26 protein-coding genes and 1 tRNA gene are annotated in these 18,500 nt (G+C 60.4%); 9 read left to right on the forward strand and 18 right to left on the reverse strand.

Annotated elements, in window-relative coordinates:
* Window positions 1–214: 214 nt before the first annotated feature.
* Window positions 215–1,168, forward strand: coding sequence for a Bug family tripartite tricarboxylate transporter substrate binding protein (locus ACQ4MS_RS06895; RefSeq protein ID WP_431099549.1), 954 nt, complete (start codon window positions 215–217; stop codon window positions 1,166–1,168).
* 82 nt (window positions 1,169–1,250) lie between these two features.
* Here ACQ4MS_RS06895 and ACQ4MS_RS06900 read toward each other — a convergent pair whose 3' ends face one another.
* Window positions 1,251–1,547, reverse strand: a complete 297-nt coding sequence (locus tag ACQ4MS_RS06900) for a DUF1840 domain-containing protein (RefSeq protein ID WP_431098639.1) — start codon at window positions 1,545–1,547, stop codon at window positions 1,251–1,253.
* A gap of 141 nt (window positions 1,548–1,688) precedes the next feature.
* Between ACQ4MS_RS06900 and ACQ4MS_RS06905 the strand changes: the two genes are divergently transcribed.
* The 8 genes from ACQ4MS_RS06905 to ACQ4MS_RS06940 all read left to right on the forward strand — a co-directional run bounded on the left by ACQ4MS_RS06905 (window position 1,689) and on the right by ACQ4MS_RS06940 (window position 9,983).
* Window positions 1,689–2,438, forward strand: a complete 750-nt coding sequence (locus tag ACQ4MS_RS06905) for a 2OG-Fe dioxygenase family protein (protein ID WP_431098640.1) — start codon at window positions 1,689–1,691, stop codon at window positions 2,436–2,438.
* 157 nt (window positions 2,439–2,595) lie between these two features.
* Window positions 2,596–4,935 carry a bifunctional salicylyl-CoA 5-hydroxylase/oxidoreductase gene (locus ACQ4MS_RS06910; RefSeq protein ID WP_431098642.1) on the forward strand — a complete coding sequence of 780 codons (2,340 nt, stop codon included), beginning with the start codon at window positions 2,596–2,598 and terminating at the stop codon, window positions 4,933–4,935.
* Between the two features lie 34 nt (window positions 4,936–4,969).
* Window positions 4,970–5,455 (forward strand): MarR family winged helix-turn-helix transcriptional regulator, encoded by a 486-nt coding sequence (locus ACQ4MS_RS06915; RefSeq protein ID WP_431098644.1) that lies wholly within the window; start codon window positions 4,970–4,972, stop codon window positions 5,453–5,455.
* Complete coding sequence (locus ACQ4MS_RS06920) at window positions 5,452–6,306, forward strand: enoyl-CoA hydratase family protein (RefSeq protein WP_431098646.1); 855 nt, start codon at window positions 5,452–5,454, stop codon at window positions 6,304–6,306. Before ACQ4MS_RS06915 ends, ACQ4MS_RS06920 begins: the two co-directional genes overlap by 4 nt.
* A gap of 2 nt (window positions 6,307–6,308) precedes the next feature.
* Window positions 6,309–7,490, forward strand: a complete 1,182-nt coding sequence (locus ACQ4MS_RS06925) for an acyl-CoA dehydrogenase family protein (RefSeq protein WP_431098648.1) — start codon at window positions 6,309–6,311, stop codon at window positions 7,488–7,490.
* Window positions 7,487–9,154 (forward strand): benzoate-CoA ligase family protein, encoded by a 1,668-nt coding sequence (locus ACQ4MS_RS06930; RefSeq protein WP_431098649.1) that lies wholly within the window; start codon window positions 7,487–7,489, stop codon window positions 9,152–9,154. The genes ACQ4MS_RS06925 and ACQ4MS_RS06930 overlap by 4 nt, the downstream gene beginning before the upstream one ends.
* Complete coding sequence (locus ACQ4MS_RS06935; protein ID WP_431098651.1) at window positions 9,151–9,591, forward strand: acyl-CoA thioesterase; 441 nt, start codon at window positions 9,151–9,153, stop codon at window positions 9,589–9,591. The genes ACQ4MS_RS06930 and ACQ4MS_RS06935 overlap by 4 nt, the downstream gene beginning before the upstream one ends.
* The gene (locus tag ACQ4MS_RS06940) at window positions 9,588–9,983 is read left to right on the forward strand and encodes a RidA family protein (RefSeq protein ID WP_431098652.1); all 396 of its coding nucleotides are present in this window, start codon (window positions 9,588–9,590) and stop codon (window positions 9,981–9,983) included. Before ACQ4MS_RS06935 ends, ACQ4MS_RS06940 begins: the two co-directional genes overlap by 4 nt.
* 135 nt (window positions 9,984–10,118) lie before the next feature.
* Here ACQ4MS_RS06940 and ACQ4MS_RS06945 read toward each other — a convergent pair.
* The 17 genes from ACQ4MS_RS06945 to rplE form a co-directional block, all read right to left on the reverse strand.
* Window positions 10,119–10,195: transfer RNA gene (locus tag ACQ4MS_RS06945), tRNA-Met, on the reverse strand.
* Window positions 10,196–10,213: 18 nt separating this feature from the next.
* Window positions 10,214–10,615, reverse strand: a complete 402-nt coding sequence (rplQ, locus tag ACQ4MS_RS06950) for a 50S ribosomal protein L17 (RefSeq protein WP_431098653.1) — start codon at window positions 10,613–10,615, stop codon at window positions 10,214–10,216.
* An 85-nt stretch (window positions 10,616–10,700) separates the two neighbouring features.
* A complete protein-coding gene (locus tag ACQ4MS_RS06955) occupies window positions 10,701–11,690 on the reverse strand; it encodes a DNA-directed RNA polymerase subunit alpha (RefSeq protein WP_007869294.1) in 990 nt (329 codons plus the stop codon).
* A gap of 95 nt (window positions 11,691–11,785) precedes the next feature.
* Window positions 11,786–12,409, reverse strand: coding sequence for a 30S ribosomal protein S4 (rpsD, locus tag ACQ4MS_RS06960; protein WP_348045240.1), 624 nt, complete (start codon window positions 12,407–12,409; stop codon window positions 11,786–11,788).
* Between the two features lie 130 nt (window positions 12,410–12,539).
* Window positions 12,540–12,944, reverse strand: a complete 405-nt coding sequence (gene rpsK, locus ACQ4MS_RS06965; RefSeq protein WP_007869288.1) for a 30S ribosomal protein S11 — start codon at window positions 12,942–12,944, stop codon at window positions 12,540–12,542.
* Between the two features lie 13 nt (window positions 12,945–12,957).
* Window positions 12,958–13,323: a 30S ribosomal protein S13 gene (gene rpsM, locus ACQ4MS_RS06970; RefSeq protein WP_074579313.1), complete on the reverse strand. Its 366-nt coding sequence runs from the start codon at window positions 13,321–13,323 to the stop codon at window positions 12,958–12,960.
* Between the two features lie 24 nt (window positions 13,324–13,347).
* Window positions 13,348–13,461, reverse strand: a complete 114-nt coding sequence (rpmJ, locus tag ACQ4MS_RS06975; RefSeq protein ID WP_028820150.1) for a 50S ribosomal protein L36 — start codon at window positions 13,459–13,461, stop codon at window positions 13,348–13,350.
* Window positions 13,462–13,490: 29 nt separating this feature from the next.
* Window positions 13,491–13,709, reverse strand: coding sequence for a translation initiation factor IF-1 (gene infA / locus ACQ4MS_RS06980; protein ID WP_007869286.1), 219 nt, complete (start codon window positions 13,707–13,709; stop codon window positions 13,491–13,493).
* Between the two features lie 18 nt (window positions 13,710–13,727).
* Window positions 13,728–15,047: a preprotein translocase subunit SecY gene (secY, locus tag ACQ4MS_RS06985; RefSeq protein ID WP_431098654.1), complete on the reverse strand. Its 1,320-nt coding sequence runs from the start codon at window positions 15,045–15,047 to the stop codon at window positions 13,728–13,730.
* 29 nt (window positions 15,048–15,076) lie between these two features.
* Window positions 15,077–15,508 carry a 50S ribosomal protein L15 gene (gene rplO / locus ACQ4MS_RS06990; protein WP_431098655.1) on the reverse strand — a complete coding sequence of 144 codons (432 nt, stop codon included), beginning with the start codon at window positions 15,506–15,508 and terminating at the stop codon, window positions 15,077–15,079.
* 24 nt (window positions 15,509–15,532) lie between these two features.
* On the reverse strand, window positions 15,533–15,715 hold the full coding sequence (gene rpmD / locus ACQ4MS_RS06995; RefSeq protein ID WP_431098656.1) for a 50S ribosomal protein L30: 183 nt from the start codon (window positions 15,713–15,715) through the stop codon (window positions 15,533–15,535).
* Window positions 15,716–15,727: 12 nt separating this feature from the next.
* Complete coding sequence (gene rpsE / locus ACQ4MS_RS07000) at window positions 15,728–16,246, reverse strand: 30S ribosomal protein S5 (protein WP_092130234.1); 519 nt, start codon at window positions 16,244–16,246, stop codon at window positions 15,728–15,730.
* A gap of 17 nt (window positions 16,247–16,263) precedes the next feature.
* On the reverse strand, window positions 16,264–16,629 hold the full coding sequence (gene rplR, locus ACQ4MS_RS07005; protein ID WP_293470188.1) for a 50S ribosomal protein L18: 366 nt from the start codon (window positions 16,627–16,629) through the stop codon (window positions 16,264–16,266).
* Between the two features lie 11 nt (window positions 16,630–16,640).
* Window positions 16,641–17,174 carry a 50S ribosomal protein L6 gene (rplF, locus tag ACQ4MS_RS07010; RefSeq protein ID WP_431098658.1) on the reverse strand — a complete coding sequence of 178 codons (534 nt, stop codon included), beginning with the start codon at window positions 17,172–17,174 and terminating at the stop codon, window positions 16,641–16,643.
* Window positions 17,175–17,198: 24 nt separating this feature from the next.
* Window positions 17,199–17,594 carry a 30S ribosomal protein S8 gene (rpsH, locus tag ACQ4MS_RS07015; RefSeq protein WP_371436766.1) on the reverse strand — a complete coding sequence of 132 codons (396 nt, stop codon included), beginning with the start codon at window positions 17,592–17,594 and terminating at the stop codon, window positions 17,199–17,201.
* An 18-nt stretch (window positions 17,595–17,612) separates the two neighbouring features.
* Window positions 17,613–17,918: a 30S ribosomal protein S14 gene (rpsN, locus tag ACQ4MS_RS07020; protein WP_011481458.1), complete on the reverse strand. Its 306-nt coding sequence runs from the start codon at window positions 17,916–17,918 to the stop codon at window positions 17,613–17,615.
* A gap of 8 nt (window positions 17,919–17,926) precedes the next feature.
* Window positions 17,927–18,499: a 50S ribosomal protein L5 gene (gene rplE / locus ACQ4MS_RS07025; protein ID WP_431098661.1), complete on the reverse strand. Its 573-nt coding sequence runs from the start codon at window positions 18,497–18,499 to the stop codon at window positions 17,927–17,929.
* Window position 18,500 lies beyond the last annotated feature (1 nt).

Genomic DNA, 18,500 nt, shown 5'->3' on the forward strand with positions numbered 1-18,500 from the left:
CTGAGTTTGCAAGCCGCCCGGTTAATGCCGGGCGGCTTTTTTTATAGTGGCTGGGTTTAAACCCTCTTGAAGCGCCCGCGTACGCACGCTATGTTCGTATGACCCCCGGCCGTGTGCCGGCCATTCCCCGGAGACACTTTTGAACAGCAAACCCCTTCTTTCCCATCGGTACGGCGCCTTCCTGGCCACTGCGCTGACCGCCGTCGCGACCTTTATGGCAACGCCTTCTGCCTGGGCGCAGAGCGCCAGCTGGCCGGCAAAGCCCGTCAAGATCGTTGTGCCCTTCGCACCCGGCGGCACCACCGACATCCTGGCCCGCGCCATGGCACCTGAGCTGTCGAAAGCCTTCGGCCAGCCTTTTGTGGTTGAGAACCGCGCCGGCGCCGGCGGCAACATAGGTGCCGACGTGGTCGCCAAGTCCGCGCCCGACGGCTACACGCTGCTGATGGGAACCGTCGGCACCCACGGTATCAACAAGTCGCTTTACAGCAAGATGACCTACGATCCGCAAAAAGACTTTGCGCCCATCACGTTGGTAGCGGGTGTACCAAACGTGATGGTGGTGAACACCGAGAAAGCCAAGGCGGCTGGTATCAACAATGTGGCTGATTTCATCCGCGTAGCCAAAGCCAGCCCTGGCAAGTTCAACATGGCTTCCAGCGGCAACGGCACTTCCATCCATCTGGCCGGCGAGCTGTTTAAAACCATGAGTGGCACCTATATGACGCACTTCCCGTACAGCGGCTCCGGTCCGGCACTGCTGGCGATGGTGGGTGGCGACATGGATGTCATGTTCGACAATCTGCCGTCATCGATGCAGCTGATCAAGTCCGGCAAACTCAAGGCGCTGGCCGTGACCAGTTCGGAGCGGTCGGCCGCGGTGCCGGATGTTCCTACCGTGGAGCAGGCCGGCGGCCCGACCCTCAAGGGTTTTGATGCCAGCTCGTGGTTTGGCTTGCTGGCCCCTGCGGGTACGCCACCCGACATCATCAACCGTATCCAGCAGGAAACTTCCAAGGCGCTCAACACGCCGGCCATCAAGGAAAAATTGCTGGCGCAGGGAGCGATTCCCAGCGGTAACACGCCCCAGCAGTTCACCGCCTTCATTAATGCCGAGCACAAGAAGTGGGCGCAGGTTGTCAAGGCGTCAGGCGCCAAGGTCGACTGACCGCCACCGCGCACGCCCCCGGAAAGCAAAAAGCCCTGTCACCAGGGCTTTTTTGCTTTCCGGGGGCTGGGGCTGGCCGCGCCTAGACACCCCAGACCACTTCGTGGCCGCCTTTGTGGTTCCGTTGGAGCATGTCGATAAAGGGCATGGCACGCTGGCGCAAGCCCAATCCGTCCCCCGGCACCGCCCCTTCGTCGGGGTCCTGCGACTCTTCGTGGGCAATCGCGGCCTGCAACGCGGCGATGGCCGCCGGCATTTGCTCGGGCAGGATGATGCCTTTGGGGCCGGCATCCTTGCCGATGATTTCGAGAACCTTGCGGCCATTGGCTTCCAGCATGATCACGTCGCCGGCGTCTTTTGATTTGAATTTGTAAAGCATGGATGGCTCCTCAAGTTGGACAGCCCCATTATGGAAAGTTTTGAAGCTTGTGTATGTAGGCAGGTTCCACTTCCAGGGGCAGCGGGGGTTTACGGGCACGGGCAGCGGCCCGGCCGCGCGGCTCAAGCAAAATAGCGGCCTATGTTCAATATCGCCACTGTTCCCAAGTCGGCCCGCCAGGCGCTCAGCCAGGACGGCCTGAGCCTGCTCAAACCCGCAGAGCTGACCGCTACACTGGAACTCGACAACGCCACCTGGGCACCAGGCTGGCATGCGCTCACAGGCTCCTGGGATCGTCTGCCTCCGGACGCGCATCTCAAAGACGGCGGGCATTACCGCAAGCGCCGCCATTCCTGCTTTGTCCAGGAACTCGCAGCGGGCACTCTGACGCAGACGCCCCACCGCGCGCATTGGCAGCCCACGGATTACAACGCGCTGCACGGCGGCTTTGAGCGCTGGTTCGACCCGGTGGAGCCCGCTGTGGCCACAGCCTCGGCATGGACGGATCTGCTCGCAGGCCTGGGCAGGCTGTTTGCACAGGTACAGCCTGTCGGGCGCTGGCACATCGAGGCGCACCAGTTCCGGATTGATACCGAAGGCGGCGTAGGCCGACCCACGCCAGAGGGCGCACACCGCGATGGCGTGGACTTCGTGGTGGTGATGATGGTCGCGCGGCACGGTGTCAAAGGCGGAGAAACCCGGGTGTTTGATGCGAACGGTCCGCACGGTGTGCGCTTTGTCATGCAGGAGCCTCTGACAGCCCTGCTGCTGGACGACGCCCGGGTAATTCATGAGACCACGCCCATCCTCCCTGCCGACGATCGGGCCGGCAGCGGCTTCAGGGACACGCTGGTGCTCACTTACCGGGCAGCCGGTTTCCAAGCTCCCTGATACGCAGCCGGTGCCCGGCCACGGGAATACCCGGCGCCCCACCGCCGCCGCGGTAACACCCGTTTTCCAGTGTTGCGAAAGATGCCGGAAAACCCGCTTGACGGATTTAGTTTAAACCTAAACAATTAAGGTTAAATTAATCTAGAGAGTCGCATTCATGCACATTCTTTGCCTGGGCGGCGGTCCCGCAGGTTTGTATTTCGCCCTGTTGATGAAGCTGCAAAACCCGGCACACCAGGTGACCGTGGTCGAGCGCAACCGGCCCTTTGACACTTTTGGCTGGGGTGTGGTGCTGTCCGACCAGACGCTGGGCAACCTGCGCTCGGCCGACCCGGTCAGCGCGCAGCTGATCGGCGATGCCTTCAACCACTGGGACGACGTCGAGGTCTTCTTCAAGGGGCGCTCGGTACGCTCGGGCGGCCATGGTTTTTGCGGCATTGGGCGCAAACGCCTGCTCAACATCTTGCAGGAGCGCTGCATGGCGCTGGGCGTGGACCTGGTGTTCGAAACCGACGTACAGAACGATCAGGCCATTGCCGCGCACTATGGCGCCGATGTAGTGATCGCAAGCGACGGCCTGAACAGCCGCATCCGCAACCGTTATGCGGAAACCTTCAAGCCCGACGTGGAGCTGCGCGCCTGCCGTTTTGTCTGGCTGGGCACGCGCAAGACCTTCGACGCCTTCACCTTCGCGTTTGAGCAGACCGAGCATGGCTGGTTCGCCGCGCACGCCTACAAGTTCGACGAAAACACCTCGACCTTTATCGTCGAGACGCCCGAGGCAGTATGGAAGGCCCACGGCCTCGACCAGATGAGCCAGGAAGACGGCATCGCCTTCTGCGAGCGCCTATTCGCCAAGTACCTGGACGGCAATGCGCTGATGAACAACGCTACGCATGTGCGCGGCTCGGCGATCTGGATCCGCTTTCCGCGCGTGGTGTGTGAGCGCTGGGTGCATGAGGCTTCCATCAACGGCAAACAGGTGCCCATCGTGCTCATGGGCGATGCGGCGCACACGGCGCATTTTTCGATCGGCAGCGGCACCAAGCTGGCGCTGGAAGATGCGATCGAGCTGGCCAACTGTTTCGCACAGCATGCCGATGCGGCTTCGGCGCTGCAGGCGTATGAAGCCTTGCGATCGGTCGAAGTGCTGAAGATCCAGAACGCGGCACGCAACTCGACCGAATGGTTCGAGAACGTTGACCGCTACAGCGGCATGGAGGCTGAGCAGTTCTTTTACTCGCTGCTGACACGCTCGCAGCGCATCAGCCATGAAAATCTGCGTGTGCGTGATGCTGCGTGGTTGCAGGGCTATGAGCAGTGGCTGGCCCGTCAGGCGGATAGCAAGCCGGCGCCTCCGCCGATGCTGTTGCCACTCAAGGTTCGCGAGCTTTCACTGAAGAACCGCATCGTGGTCTCGCCCATGGCCACCTACAGCGCGATTGACGGCGTGCCGCAAGACTTCCACCTGGTTCACCTTGGCGCGCGCGCATTGGGCGGCGCTGCGCTGGTGTTTGTCGAAATGACCGCACCGTGCGCAGAAGGCCGTATCACCCCTGGCTGCCCGGGCCTCTGGAATGAAACACAGGCCAAGGCCTTCAAGCGCATTGTGGATTTTGTGCACGCATCAGGCGCTGGCGCGAAGATCGGCATGCAGCTCGGCCACAGCGGACCCAAGGGCTCGACGCAAGTCGGCTGGGAGCAGCCCGATGAACCACTCGTCGCCGGCAATTGGCCGCTACTGGCGGCTAGCGCTGTCGCCTACGGCCCAACCAACCAGGTACCGAAAGCGATGGCGCGCGCAGACATGGACCGCGTCAAGGCGGAGTTCGTCCAGTCCACCCGCTACGCAGCTGAAGCCGGTTTTGACTGGCTGGAGCTGCACTGCGCGCACGGCTATCTGCTGTCGAGCTTCATCACACCGCTGACCAACCAGCGCACCGACGAGTACGGCGGCAGCCTGGAAAACCGCTGCCGCTTTCCGCTCGAGGTGTTTGCCGCCATGCGCGAAGTCTGGCCGAAACATCTGCCGATGAGTGTGCGGATCTCCGCGCACGACTGGGCGCCGGGCGGCAACACGGCGGACGACGCGGTGGCCATTGCGCGGATGTTCAAGGCTGCCGGCTGCGATTTCATCGACGTGTCGTCCGGCCAGACCACCCGCGCGGCCAAGCCGGTCTATGGCCGCATGTACCAGACACCGTTTGCCGACCGCATCCGCAACGAGGTGGGCATACAGACCATCGCCGTGGGCGCGATCTCGGAGGTGGACCATGTCAACAGCATCATCGCGGCGGGGCGCGCCGACCTGTGTGCCATTGCCCGCCCGCACTTGGCCGACCCCGCCTGGACGCTGCACGAGGCCGCCAAACTGCAAAGCCGGCATGTGAGCTGGCCGCAGCCCTACCTGAGCGGCCGGGACCAGCTCTATCGTGAAATTTCAAAGCAAAAAGACCTTGCAGCCCAAGCAAATCAGGCGCAGATAGCTATCAAATAAATAGCACGCAACCAACACACCAAGGAGACAAGTCATGGACATGGAAGCAAGAGGCCACAGTGAACACCCCGAGGCTTTGCGGCTCTGGCTGCGCATGCTGACTTGTACGCAGCTGGTGGAAAAGCAGGTGCGCGCCCAGCTGCGTGAACAGTTTGACACCACCCTGCCACGCTTTGACCTGATGGCGCAACTGGAGCGCAACCCGGAAGGACTGAAAATGAACGAGCTGTCGCGCCGCATGATGGTGACCGGCGGCAACATCACCGGCATCACCGACCAGCTGGTGGCTGAAGGTCTGGTGGAACGCGTGGACGTGGAAGGCGACCGCCGCGCCTACCGCGTACGCCTGACGGCACGCGGCCGCAAGCTGTTTGACGAAATGGCGAAGGAACATGAGGCCTGGATCGTGGCGGCCTTCGAGGCCCTGTCGCCGCGCGAAGTCGAATCCCTGCACAAACTGCTGGGCAAGGTCAAGCACCACCACAATGCCCAACTCGACGCCAAACTGGAAACGATATGAAGCACTACATCAAGCTCGGAAATCCCATGCACGCGCAGTTTGATGCGCTGGCCCATCACCAGGCGGAACACTTTGCGTATTCGTTCGACGCGGGGGTGGCGACGTTGACACTCAATCGCCCGGAGCGCAAGAACCCGTTGACGTTCGACTCTTATGCGGAGCTGCGGGACCTGTTTCGCACGTTGAACAGTGCCACTGACGTAAAGGCCGTGGTGATCACCGGCGCCGGCGGCAACTTCTGCTCGGGTGGGGACGTACACGAGATCATTGGCCCCCTCACCAAAATGACCATGCCCGAGTTGTTGGAGTTCACCCGGATGACGGGCGACCTGATCAAGGCCATGCGCCTGTGCCCGCAGCCCATCATTGCGGCCATAGACGGCATTTGTGCCGGGGCCGGGGCCATGATGGCGCTGGCCGCCGACATGCGGCTCGGAACAGCGCAAGCCAAGACGGCTTTCCTTTTCACTCGCGTGGGTCTGGCCGGCGCCGATATGGGCGCCTGCGCGCTGCTGCCGCGCCTGATCGGCCAGGGTCGCGCCTCGGAGCTGCTGTTCACTGGCCGGGCCATGAGCGCGCAGGAAGGCCTGCAATGGGGCTTCTTCAATGCGCTGCATGAACCGCAGGAGGTGCTTGCGCAGGCGCAGAAGCTCGCGCAGGAGCTGGCCGACGGACCGACCTTTGCGCATGGCATGACCAAGACCATGTTGCACCAGGAATGGGCCATGACGCTCGATCAAGCCATTGAAGCCGAGGCGCAGGCGCAGGCCATCTGCATGCAGACGCAGGACTTCACGCGCGCCTACCAGGCGTTTTCGGCCAAACAGAAACCCGTGTTCCAGGGTGATTGAAGATGAACTCGACGACTGCCCACCTTGCATTGCCTTTTTTTGACGAAGTTCACCGTGAGCTGGGCTCACGCCTGGCCGGGTGGATGCCCCGGCAGCACATCGACGAGAGCGACGACCGCAAGGCCTGCAAGGAGTGGGTGAGCCTGCTGGGCGCTGAGGGCTGGCTGCGCTATTGCGTGCCTGCCGGCAAGGACGGCGCGCTGGGCGGCGCGCTGGAAAAACTCGATTCACGCGCGCTGGTGATCCTGCGTGAGACGCTGGCCTTTCATTCGCCCCTGGCCGACTTCGCCTTTGCGATGCAGGGCCTGGGCAGCGGCGCCATCACACTGGCGGGCACGCCGGCACAGCAGGCGGCGTATTTACCGCTGGTAGCGAGCGGCCAAAAGATCGCGGCCTTCGCCTTGAGCGAGCCGGACGCGGGCTCGGATGCCGGTGCCATGGCGACCGCGGCCACGGACACCGGCGAAGGCTGGACCCTGAACGGCAGCAAGACCTGGATCAGCAATGGCGGGATCGCGGATTTTTATGTGACCTTCGCCAAGACCGACCTGCAGGCCGGCACGCGCGGCATCACGGCCTTCATCGTTGATGCCGACAGCGCTGGCCTGGACAGCAGCGAGCATATCGCCGTGATGGCGCCACACCCGCTGGCCACGCTGAAGTTCGCGCACTGCAAGCTGCCGCGGAACGCGCAGCTGGGTGCGCTGCACGGCGGCTTCAAGCTGGCCATGCAGACACTGGACATCTTCCGCGCCTCCGTCGCTGCTGCCGCGCTGGGCATGGCGCGCCGCGCGCTGGCCGAGGCGGTGCACTTCTCGAAAGAGCGCAAGATGTTCGGCCAGACCCTGGCCGACTTCCAGCTCACGCAGGCCAAGCTCGGCGAGATGGCGGCGCTGGTCGACGCGGCCGCGCTGCTGACCTACCGCGCGGCCTGGATGCGCGACGAAAGCGAACGCCTGGGCAGCGGCGCACGCATCACAGCCGAGGCCGCCATGGCCAAGATGACGGCGACGGAGAACGCGCAGAAAGTCATCGACATGGCTCTGCAGATGCACGGCGGCCTGGGCGTGAAGGTGGGTACCAAGGTGGAAAGCCTGTACCGCGACATACGCTCGCTGCGCATTTATGAAGGCGCGACCGAAGTGCAACAACTCATCATTGGAAAGGCGGTATTGCAATCATGAGCACCTCAGTTTCCGACCCCGAGCTTCCTTCTACCGAAACGGCTCCCGCGGCACCCTCAGCGCAGGTGGACCGGTTTGTGCATGAGCGCCTGCCGCCGCCCGAACAGCTGCCGCGCATGGTGTATTCGCTGCCCGAACTGCGCATCCCGGAGCGGGCCAACCTCGTGCAGAACCTGTTCGAGAAGGCCTTTCGTGAGGGGCGTGCGGGCAAGCCGCTACTGCGTTCGGACAAGATTACGCTAACCTACGCCGACACGCTGGAGCGCGTGAACCGCATCGCGCAGGTGCTGACCGAAGACTTCGGCCTCAAACCGGGCAACCGCGTGCTGCTGCGCGGTGGCAATTCGATAGGCATGGCGCTGGCCTGGCTGGGTGTGGTGCAGGCCGGGCTGGTGGCGGTGGCCACCATGCCGCTGCTGCGCGCCAAGGAGCTCGGCGAGATCATCGGAAAAGCGCGGCCCGCGCTGGCCTTGTGCGATGCCGGCCTGCTGGACGAATTGCGGGCGGCGCAGGCGCGAAGCGATACGCTGCCCGCCATCGTGCCCTTCAATGTGATGGACGCGCCGGGATCGCTGGCCGTGCTGTCGGCGCAGAAGGACGGCAAGTTCACGCCCTGTCCAACGTCTGCCGATGACATCGCCTTGATGGCGTTTACCTCTGGCACCACCGGCAAGCCCAAGGCCGCTGTACACACGCACCGCGATGTGCTGGCCGCTTGCGAGGCCTGGCCGCGCCATGTGCTCAAGGCGAAACCGGACGACATCGTGGTTGGTTCGCCGCCACTGGCCTTTACCTTCGGCCTGGGCGGCATGCTGATTTTCCCGATGTGGGCCGGCGCATCGGTGTATTACCCCTCCATCGGCTACACGCCAGAAGCGATGGTCAAGCTCATCCAACAGGTCGGCGCGACGATTTGCTACACCGCGCCCACGTTTTACCGGCAGATGGCTCCCTTTGCCAGGCAGCATGGCGTGCCCGGCCTGCGGCTGTGCGTGAGCGCCGGCGAAAGCCTGCCGGACGCCACGCGTCAACTGTGGAAGGATGCCACCGGCATCGAGCTGATCGACGGCATAGGCGCGACCGAGATGTTCCACATCTTCATCTCTGCGGCCGGGGCCGACGTGCGCCGCGGCGCCATCGGCAAGGTGGTGCCCGGCTATACCGCCAAAGTGGTAGACGACACGGGCACGGAGGTGCCGCGTGGCACCGTCGGCAAGCTGGCGGTGGTGGGGCCGACCGGTTGCCGCTACCTTGAGGACGCTCGCCAGGGCAACTATGTGAAGGACGGCTGGAACTACCCCGGCGATGCGTTCATGCAGGACGCCGATGGTTACTTCTTCTACCAGGCCCGCGCCGACGACATGATCATCACGGCGGGCTACAACGTGGCCGGCCCGGAGGTGGAAGACGCACTGCTCAAGCACCCTGCCGTGGCCGAGTGCGGTGTGGTCGGCCTGGCCGACGAGGACCGCGGCATGGTGGTGAAGGCCTTCATCGTGCTCAAGCCCGGCGAGGCCGCCGGCGACACGCTGGCCAAGGCCCTGCAAGACCACGTCAAGGCCACACTGGCGCCGTTCAAGTACCCCCGCCAGGTCGAGTTCGTGGACAAGCTGCCGCGCACCGAGACCGGCAAGCTGCAACGCTTCAAGCTGCGCCAGCCATGAAGTTCACCGTTCCCAAACGCGTGCGCTTCCACCACTGCGACCCGGCCGGCATTGTTTTTTACCCGCAGTTTTTTTACCTGCTACATGAGGTGCAGGAAGACTTCCTGGCTCACATCGGTTTTCCGGAGCACAAGCTGATCGACGGCGGCATCGGTGTGCCCATCGTCGACCTGAAGACCGAATTCCTCGGCATGTGCCGCAACGGCGATGCGCTCACGATCACGCTGGAGCTCACCCGCATCGGCAACTCGAGCATGGGCATGCTGTATGAGATCCATGGCGCGCCGGCCGCGCCTGGTGAGGCCGGAGCCATCAAGTTACGAGCGCACGGCGTGGTCGTCTATTCCGAAGTCCCCCACGGCAAGCCTGTGCGCATTCCCCAAGCGCTGCGCAGCGCGTTGCTACCCTATCTGCAAACATCCCCTGGAGACACATGATCAAGAAACTACACCCCCCCGGCTGGGCCGAACCCAAGGGCTACGCCAACGGCATGCTCGCGCGCGGCGCGCTGCTGTTCGTGGGCGGCCAGATCGGCTGGAATGCGAAGCAGGAGTTCGAGAGTGACGACTTCATTGCGCAAACGAAGCAGGCGTTGCAGAACATCCTGGCGGTTCTGCAGGCCGGCGGTGCCGGGCCCGAACACATGGTGCGCATGACCTGGTACGTGGTGGACCGCGTGGAGTATGTAGCCAGACTCAAAGAGCTGGGCAGCGCCTACCGCGAGGTCATGGGCAAGAACTTCCCGGCCATGACCTGCGTTGAGGTGTCGGGCCTGGTTGAAGACCGCGCGCGGGTGGAGATTGAAGTAACGGCGGTGGTGCCGGACTGAGTGTCCGGGCCCATCGGGTGGCGATGCATGCATCGCCGCTGAGGGGCTCAATCATGGCGCACGGAAGAATGCGAGCCGGAAAGCAAAACGCCTGCTGATGCAGGCGTTTTGCTGTGAGTCCGGAGACTCACGTGTTGGTTGCGCGGGCAAGATTTGAACTTACGACCTTTGGGTTATGAGCCCAACGAGCTACCAGGCTGCTCCACCGCGCGGTATATCTATATTGTAGCTTATTCTGCCTTGGCCGCGTCAGCGGTAGTGTCTTCCGACACATCAGGGCGGTCCACCAGTTCGACCAGAGCCATGGGTGCATTGTCACCAACGCGGAAACCCATCTTCAGGATGCGCGTGTAGCCGCCGGGACGAGCTTTATAGCGCGGGCCGATTTCAGCAAACAGCTTGACGACCATGTCGCGGTCGCGCAGGCGGTCGAATGCCAGGCGCTTGTTGGCCAGCGTGGGTTCTTTGCCCAAGGTGATCATGGGTTCCACCACGCGGCGCAATTCCTTGGCCTTTGGCAGGGTGGTCTTGATGACTTCGTGCTGCAGCAGCGAATTCATCATGTTGCGCAGCATGGCGAGGCGGTGCTCGCTGGTGCGGTTGAGTTTACGTAGTCCGTGTCCGTGGCGCATGGTGTTTCCTTTTTTAAAATCCAGGCAGCCGTATCAGGTACTGCCCGTGCGAGATCCCCGTTGAGGCGGGATCTTGTGGTTCAAATTAACGCTTGTCGAGGCCGGCGGGTGGCCAGCTCTCAAGGCGCATACCAAGGGTCAGGCCGCGCGATGCAAGCACTTCCTTGATTTCGTTGAGCGATTTACGGCCCAGATTAGGCGTCTTCAGCAGCTCGTTTTCAGTGCGCTGGATCAGGTCGCCAATGTAGTAAATGTTTTCAGCCTTGAGGCAATTTGCCGAGCGCACGGTAAGTTCGAGCTCATCGACGGGGCGCAGCAGGATCGGGTCAAACTGCTGTGAGCTGCGCTGAACGGGTGCGTCAAACGCGGCCAGTTCGTTGCCTTCGAGCTGCGCGAACACAGCCAGCTGCTCAACCAGGATCTTGGCCGAAGCACGAACAGCATCTTCAGCCGTCACAGCGCCGTTGGTTTCGATTTCCAGCACGAGCTTGTCGAGGTCGGTACGCTGCTCGACGCGAGCGCTTTCCACGGTGTAGCTCACGCGCTTGACGGGCGAGAACGACGCGTCCAGCACGATACGGCCGATCGATTTTGGCGATTCATCACCATAGCGGCGCTGATTGCCTGGCACATAGCCGCGGCCGTTTTCCACCTTGATCTGCATGTCGATCTTGCCGCCGTGCGACAGGTTCACGATCACGTGTTCAGGGTTGATGATTTCCACGTCGTGCGGGGTCTGGATGTCGGCGGCGGTGACGGGGCCTTCGCCGTCCTTGCGCAGGCTCAGCGTGACTTCGTCACGGTTGTGGAGCTTGAACACCACTCCCTTGAGGTTCAACAGGATGTTGACGACGTCTTCCTGCACACCGTCGATGGACGAGTACTCGTGCAGGACACCCGCGATGGTGACTTCGGTGGCGGCGTGGCCGACCATGGAAGACAACAGTACGCGGCGCAGCGCGTTGCCCAGCGTATGGCCGTAGCCACGCTCGAACGGCTCCAGAGTCACCTTGGCGCGGTTAGCGCCAAGCTGCTCAACATTAATGGTTTTTGGTTTCAACAAATTGGTCTGCATGCAGTCTTCCTCTCAATACCCTCGGTTCGTTACACCGATAAGGCCGGCGAAGCACACCCTGGCGATACGGTGCCCCGTATCGCAGGAACGAAAAATTAGCGTGAGTACAACTCGACGATCAACGATTCGTTGACGTCGGCGGCAAACTCGTCGCGGTCAGGAACCTTCTTGAAGGTACCTTCGCCCTTGTCGGCGTTCACATCGACCCAGGCGGGCAGGCCGACCTGTTTTGCGAGCTCGAGGGCTTCGGTAATGCGGGTCTGCTTCTTCGACTTGTCGCGCACGGCGATGATATCGCCGGCCTTGACCATATACGAAGGAATGTTGACCGAACCACCATTGACGGTGATGGCCTTATGCGACACCAGCTGGCGTGCTTCAGCACGGGTTGAGCCGAAGCCCATGCGGTAAACCACGTTGTCCAGGCGGCATTCCAGGATGAACAACAGGTTGGCGCCGGTATTGCCCTTGCGGCGGTCGGCTTCTTCGAAGTAGCGGCGGAACTGCTTCTCGAGCACGCCGTACATGCGCTTGACTTTTTGCTTCTCGCGCAGCTGCAGGCCGAAGTCGGAAGTGCGGGTACCGGAGGTACGACCGTGCTGACCCGGCTTGGAGTCGAATTTGGCCTTGTCGCTGATGGCGCGGCGTGCGCTCTTCAGGAACAGGTCAGTGCCTTCACGGCGGGATAGTTTGGCCTTGGGGCCTAGATAACGTGCCACTTGAGTGTCCTTTTGTCATCTGCTGCATTTACATGCAGGAGCCGGAGGTCGTGACCTGCCGGCGGTGGGCTTGGTAAAAATGCCTGGTAACCGAGGGATTGAAGTCCACCGGATAGCCAGGCTCGGAGAATTAGATGCGGCGGCGCTTTTGCGGGCGGCAGCCGTTGTGCGGAACCGGGGTCACGTCGGCAATCGAATTGATCCGGATGCCGAGTGCGCCCAAGGCGCGGACAGACGATTCACGACCAGGACCAGGGCCCTTGATTTCAACGTCAAGGTTCTTGATGCCCTGCTCAATGGCGGCACGCCCTGCCACTTCAGAAGCGACCTGCGCTGCGAAAGGCGTGGATTTGCGCGAGCCCTTGAAACCCTGACCACCGGAGGAAGCCCAGGACAAGGCATTGCCCTGGCGGTCCGTGATGGTGATGATCGTGTTGTTGAAAGAAGCGTGGACGTGGGCGATGCCATCGGCCACGTTCTTGCGAACTTTCTTGCGAACGCGCTGTGCGGCGTTATTGCTTGGTGATTTTGCCATGACGACCTCTCAATTATTTCTTCAAAGCTGCAGCGGCCTTGCGCGGACCCTTGCGGGTGCGGGCATTGGTCCGAGTGCGCTGGCCGCGCATAGGCAGACCGCGACGGTGGCGGAAGCCGCGGTAGCAGCCGATGTCCATCAGGCGCTTGATGTTCATCGTGGTTTCACGACGCAAGTCACCTTCGATGGTGAACAGGGCGATCTGCTCACGGATTTTTTCCAGATCGCCGTCGGTCAGGTCTTTGACCTTCTTGGCGTAGGCGATGTCGCATGCCTCGCAAATTTTGCGAGCGCGCGTGCGACCGATGCCAAAGATAGCAGTCAAACCGATTTCGGCGTGCTGCTGCGGCGGGATATTGATACCAGCGATACGAGCCATGTTCGTCCTCTAAAACTCTTGAAATCAGCCTTGACGCTGTTTGTGACGCGGATCCGTGCAAATCACACGGACAACGCCCTTGCGACGGATAACTTTGCAGTTACGGCAAATCTTCTTGACCGAAGCTGAAACTCTCATTTCTATTCTCCTAAACTTTCACTCTGTGCTTACTTGGCACGGAAAACAATACGTGCGCGCGATAAATCGTAAGGCGTCAATTCAACCGTTACCTTGTCACCGGGAAGGATGCGGATGTAGTGCATACGCATTTTCCCCGAGATATGTCCCAGTACAACATGTCCGTTTTCCAGCTTCACCCTGAAAGTCGCATTGGGGAGGTTTTCTACAACCTCACCTTGCATCTGGATCACATCGTCTTTAGACATATCCCATCAAATACTCAGTTAACCGCCCAGTGACGTTTTAAAGTTCGCCTTTTTAAGCAACGACTCATACTGTTGCGACATCATGTAGTTCTGAACTTGGGCCATGAAATCCATGGTCACCACGACAATAATCATTAACGACGTGCCGCCAAAGTAAAAAGGCACGTTGTATTTCAAAATCAAAAACTCCGGCAGCAAACATACAAATGTGATGTAAACCGCACCTGCTAATGTCAAACGCACCAGGATTTTGTCAATGTAGCGAGCCGTCTGGTCGCCCGGACGAATACCAGGAATGAACGCACCACTCTTTTTCAGGTTGTCCGCCGTTTCACGGCTGTTGAACACCAGCGCCGTATAGAAAAAGCAGAAGAACACAATCGCACTGGCGTACAGCATCACATAGATGGGCTGGCCCGGTGTCAGCGTGCTGGCGATATCCTTCAGCCAGCGCATGCTTTCACCCGAGCTAAACCACCCCACCACGGTCGCAGGCAACAGAATGATCGACGAAGCAAAGATGGGAGGAATCACACCTGCCATGTTTAGCTTCAGCGGCAAGTGCGATGATTGGCCACCGTAGACCTTATTACCCACCTGACGCCGCGCATAATTCACAAGAATCTTGCGTTGCCCACGCTCCACAAACACCACGAAATAGGTCACCAGCACCACGACGGCAACGATCACAATGGCGATCAAAATGCTCATGGCGCCTGTACGCACCAGCTCGAGCAAACCACCCATCGCACTCGGCAAACCGGCCGCGATACCTGCAAAAATCAGGATCGAGATACCGTTGCCCAAACCACGTTCTGTAATCTGCTCACCCAACCACATCAGGAACATCGTGCCAGCCGTCAGACTGAACACCGCCGTCATGCGAAAACCAAAGCCTGGCATCAACACCAAACCCGGTGAGCTTTCCAGCGCCACCGCAATCCCCATGGACTGGAACAAAGCCAGCGCCAGTGTGCCGTAGCGCGTGTACTGGGTAATCTTGCGACGACCGCTTTCACCCTCTTTTTTCATCTGCTCGAACGTCGGAACAACGTACGTGAGCAGTTGCATGATGATCGAGGCCGAGATGTACGGCATGATGCCCAAGGCAAACACCGTGAAACGCGACAGAGCACCGCCGGAGAACATATTGAACAGGTTCAATATGCCACCTTGCTGACCCTTGAACAATTCTTTCAACTGACCAGGATCAATGCCCGGCACCGGGATGTGTGCGCCGATGCGATACACCACCAGAGCCAGCAACAAAAAGACGAGCCGATTGCGCAAGTCACCGTACTTGCCGGTTTTTGCAATTTGAGCCGAGCTGGTTGCCACTGATGGATCCTGTCAGTTACGTTCAGTAATTAGGCGATCGAGCCGCCAGCCGCTTCGATAGCCGATTTCGCGCCTGCCGTTGCACCAATCCCATTCAGCTTCACAGCCTTGGTCAGTTCACCGGTCTTGACGATCTTGACGTTCTTGGCGAGTTGACCCACGAGACCAGCGGTCTTCAGTGCCAGCAGGTCGACTTCAGCCAGACCCAGCTGCTCAAGGGCAGCCAGCGTGACTTCGGCGTTGAACTTGAGCAGGTGCGACTTGAAGCCGCGCTTGGGCAAGCGACGCTGCATGGGCATTTGACCACCCTCGAAGCCCACCTTGTGGTAACCACCCGAGCGCGATTTCTGGCCCTTGTGACCACGACCGGCCGTTTTGCCAAGGCCGGAGCCGATGCCGCGGCCAACACGGCGCTTGGCATGTTTGGCGCCTTGGCCTGGCTTGATTCCGTTCAGTTCCATTTTGAATTCCTATCGAGCCGGAGCTCAGACAATCTTGACCAGGTACGCGATCTTGTTGATCATGCCGCGCACTGCGGGCGTATCCTGCAGCTCGCTCACGCTGTTGACGCCACGAAGGCCCAGACCGCGCACGGTGGCGCGATGCGATTCCTTGGTGCCAATCGGGCTGCGAACCAGCTGGACTTTTACTTTGGTTTCTTTGGTCATTTCAGTGCCGCCTTAGCCGAAGATTTCTTCGACGGATTTGCCACGCTTGGCCGCGATTTCCGAAGCAGTCGTGGAGTTGTTCAGTGCATCCATCGTCGCGCGCACCATGTTGTATGGGTTGCTGGAGCCGTGACTCTTTGCGACGATATCCGTGATGCCCATCACCTCGAAAACAGCGCGCATCGGACCGCCGGCAATGATGCCGGTACCCTTGGGAGCCGGCGCCATCATGACGCTGGCCGCACCGTGGTGGCCGAACACATTGTGGTGAATGGTGCCGTTCTTCAACGAGACCTTGGTCATGTTGCGGCGCGCTTCTTCCATCGCCTTTTGCACGGCAGCTGGCACTTCTTTCGACTTGCCCTTGCCCATGCCAACGCGGCCATCACCGTCACCAACGACCGTGAGTGCAGCGAAACCGAGGATACGGCCGCCCTTCACGACTTTGGTCACGCGGTTGACCGCGATCATTTTTTCCTTCAGACCATCGTCTGGAGCGTCGTTGTTCGATTTTGCTTGAAACTTAGCCATACTTAATTCCAGTCTGCTTAGAACTGCAAGCCAGCTTCGCGGGCCGCATCAGCCAGCGCTTTGACGCGGCCGTGGTACGCAAAACCAGCGCGATCAAACGCCACTTTTTCTACACCTGCCGCTTTTGCCTTTTCGGCAATGCGCTTGCCAATGGCTTGCGCGGCAGCAACGTTTCCGCCCTTACCCGAGGCGCCGATTTCCTTGCGCATTTCGACTTCCGCGGTGGAAGCGGCAGCCAGCACCTTGGTGCCGTCGCCAGAAATAACGCTGGCGTAAATGTGCAGATTGGTGCGGTTGACGGTCAGACGGGCAACGCCTTGCGTGGCAATGCGGATGCGGGTCTGGCGTGAACGACGAAGGCGCTGCTCTTTTTTGGTCAACATGATGCAGCTCCTTATTTCTTCTTGGTTTCTTTGATCGTGATCTTCTCATCCGCGTAACGGATGCCCTTGCCCTTGTAAGGCTCGGGAGGACGAACAGCACGAACTTCAGCGGCGATCTGGCCGACGCGCTGGCGGTCAGAACCCTTGATCACCACTTCTGTGGGGGTCGGAGTTGCGACGGTGATGCCAGCAGGCATATCCATGATCACAGGGTGGGAATAGCCGACGGTCAGGTTCAGCTTGGCGCCCTGGGCCTGGGCCTTGTAACCCACGCCGATCAGGCTGAGCTTCTTCTCGAAGCCCTTGGTCACGCCCGTCACCATGTTGTTCACGAGCTGCCGCATCGTGCCGCTCATGGCATTGGCTTCACGCGAATCATTGGCTGGCACAAAGGTCAGCTTGCCGGCATCGTTCTTGATGGTGACAAGCGCGTTCTGCGTCAGCGCCAGGGTGCCAAGGGCACCCTTGACATTGATCTGGTCTGCTTTCATGGCCACGTCCACACCCTGGGGCACGGTCACTGGCATTTTTCCTACACGAGACATTTCAGTTTCTCCTCAATGCCGCCGTTAGGCCACGTAGCAAAGCACTTCACCACCGATACCGGTAGCGCGGGCTTTACGATCAGTCATGACGCCTTGCGGGGTCGTGACAATTGCCACACCAAGGCCGTTCATAACCTGGGGGATGGCGCCATGGCCTTTGTAAACACGAAGGCCGGGGCGGCTGACGCGCTCAATGCGCTCAATCACGGGCTTGCCTGCGTAATACTTCAGGGCGATTTCCAGCTGGGACTTGCCTTCGTCGGTCTTGACGGAGAAGCCATCGATGTAGCCCTCATCCTTCAGAACCTGCGCGATGGCAACTTTGACTTTTGACGACGGCACCAGCACGACGGCTTTTTCAACCATCTGTGCATTGCGGATGCGGGTCAACATGTCGGCGATAGGATCACTCATGCTCATTTTGTGGTTCTCCTATGCTTACCAGCTTGCCTTGGTGATACCAGGGATATCACCAGCAAATGCCAATTCACGGATCTTGGCGCGAGCCAGACCGAATTGACGGAACGTACCGCGTGGGCGGCCCGTGATCGCACAGCGGTTGCGCTGGCGGGTCGGGTTCGCATTACGGGGCAATTTTTGCAGCTCAAGACGGGCCAGAGCGCGCTCTTCATCAGAGCGCTTGGCATCGTTAGACGTCGCCTTGAGTTCAGCGTATTTTTTGGCGAACTTGGCCGCGAGTTTCTCGCGCTTCAGTTCACGTTGCAGTAAAGCTTGTTTTGCCATGTCCCGCCTCAGTTCTTGAACGGAAAACGGAAAGCGGTGAGGAGCGCCTTGCACTCTTCATCGGTCTTTGCCGTGGTGGTGATGCTGATATTGAGACCGCGCAAGGCGTCAACCTTGTCGTACTCGATCTCAGGGAAAATGATCTGCTCTTTCACGCCGATGTTGTAGTTTCCGCGGCCATCAAAGGCCCGGCCGGAAATACCGCGGAAGTCACGCACGCGCGGCAGAGCCACGGTGACGAAACGATCGAGGAATTCATACATCTTCACGCCGCGCAGGGTCACCATGCAGCCAATAGGCAAATCTTCGCGGATCTTGAAACCGGCGATAGCCTTCTTGGCCTTGGTCACGACAGGCTTCTGGCCGGCAATCTTGGTCATGTCGCCGACGGCGTTGTCCATGACCTTCTTGTCGGCAACAGCCTCACTCACACCCATATTGAGCGTGATCTTGGTGATGCGGGGAACCTGCATGGGCGAGGTGTAGCCGAATTTTTCAATCAGGCTCGGGGCGATTTTTTCGCGGTACTGGGCTTGCAGGCGGGCCTGCGGAGCGGCTTGTACAGGGGTGGTCTTTGCCATG

Source organism: Polaromonas aquatica, from assembly GCF_050626995.1.
Taxonomy (GTDB): domain Bacteria; phylum Pseudomonadota; class Gammaproteobacteria; order Burkholderiales; family Burkholderiaceae_C; genus Polaromonas; species Polaromonas aquatica_A.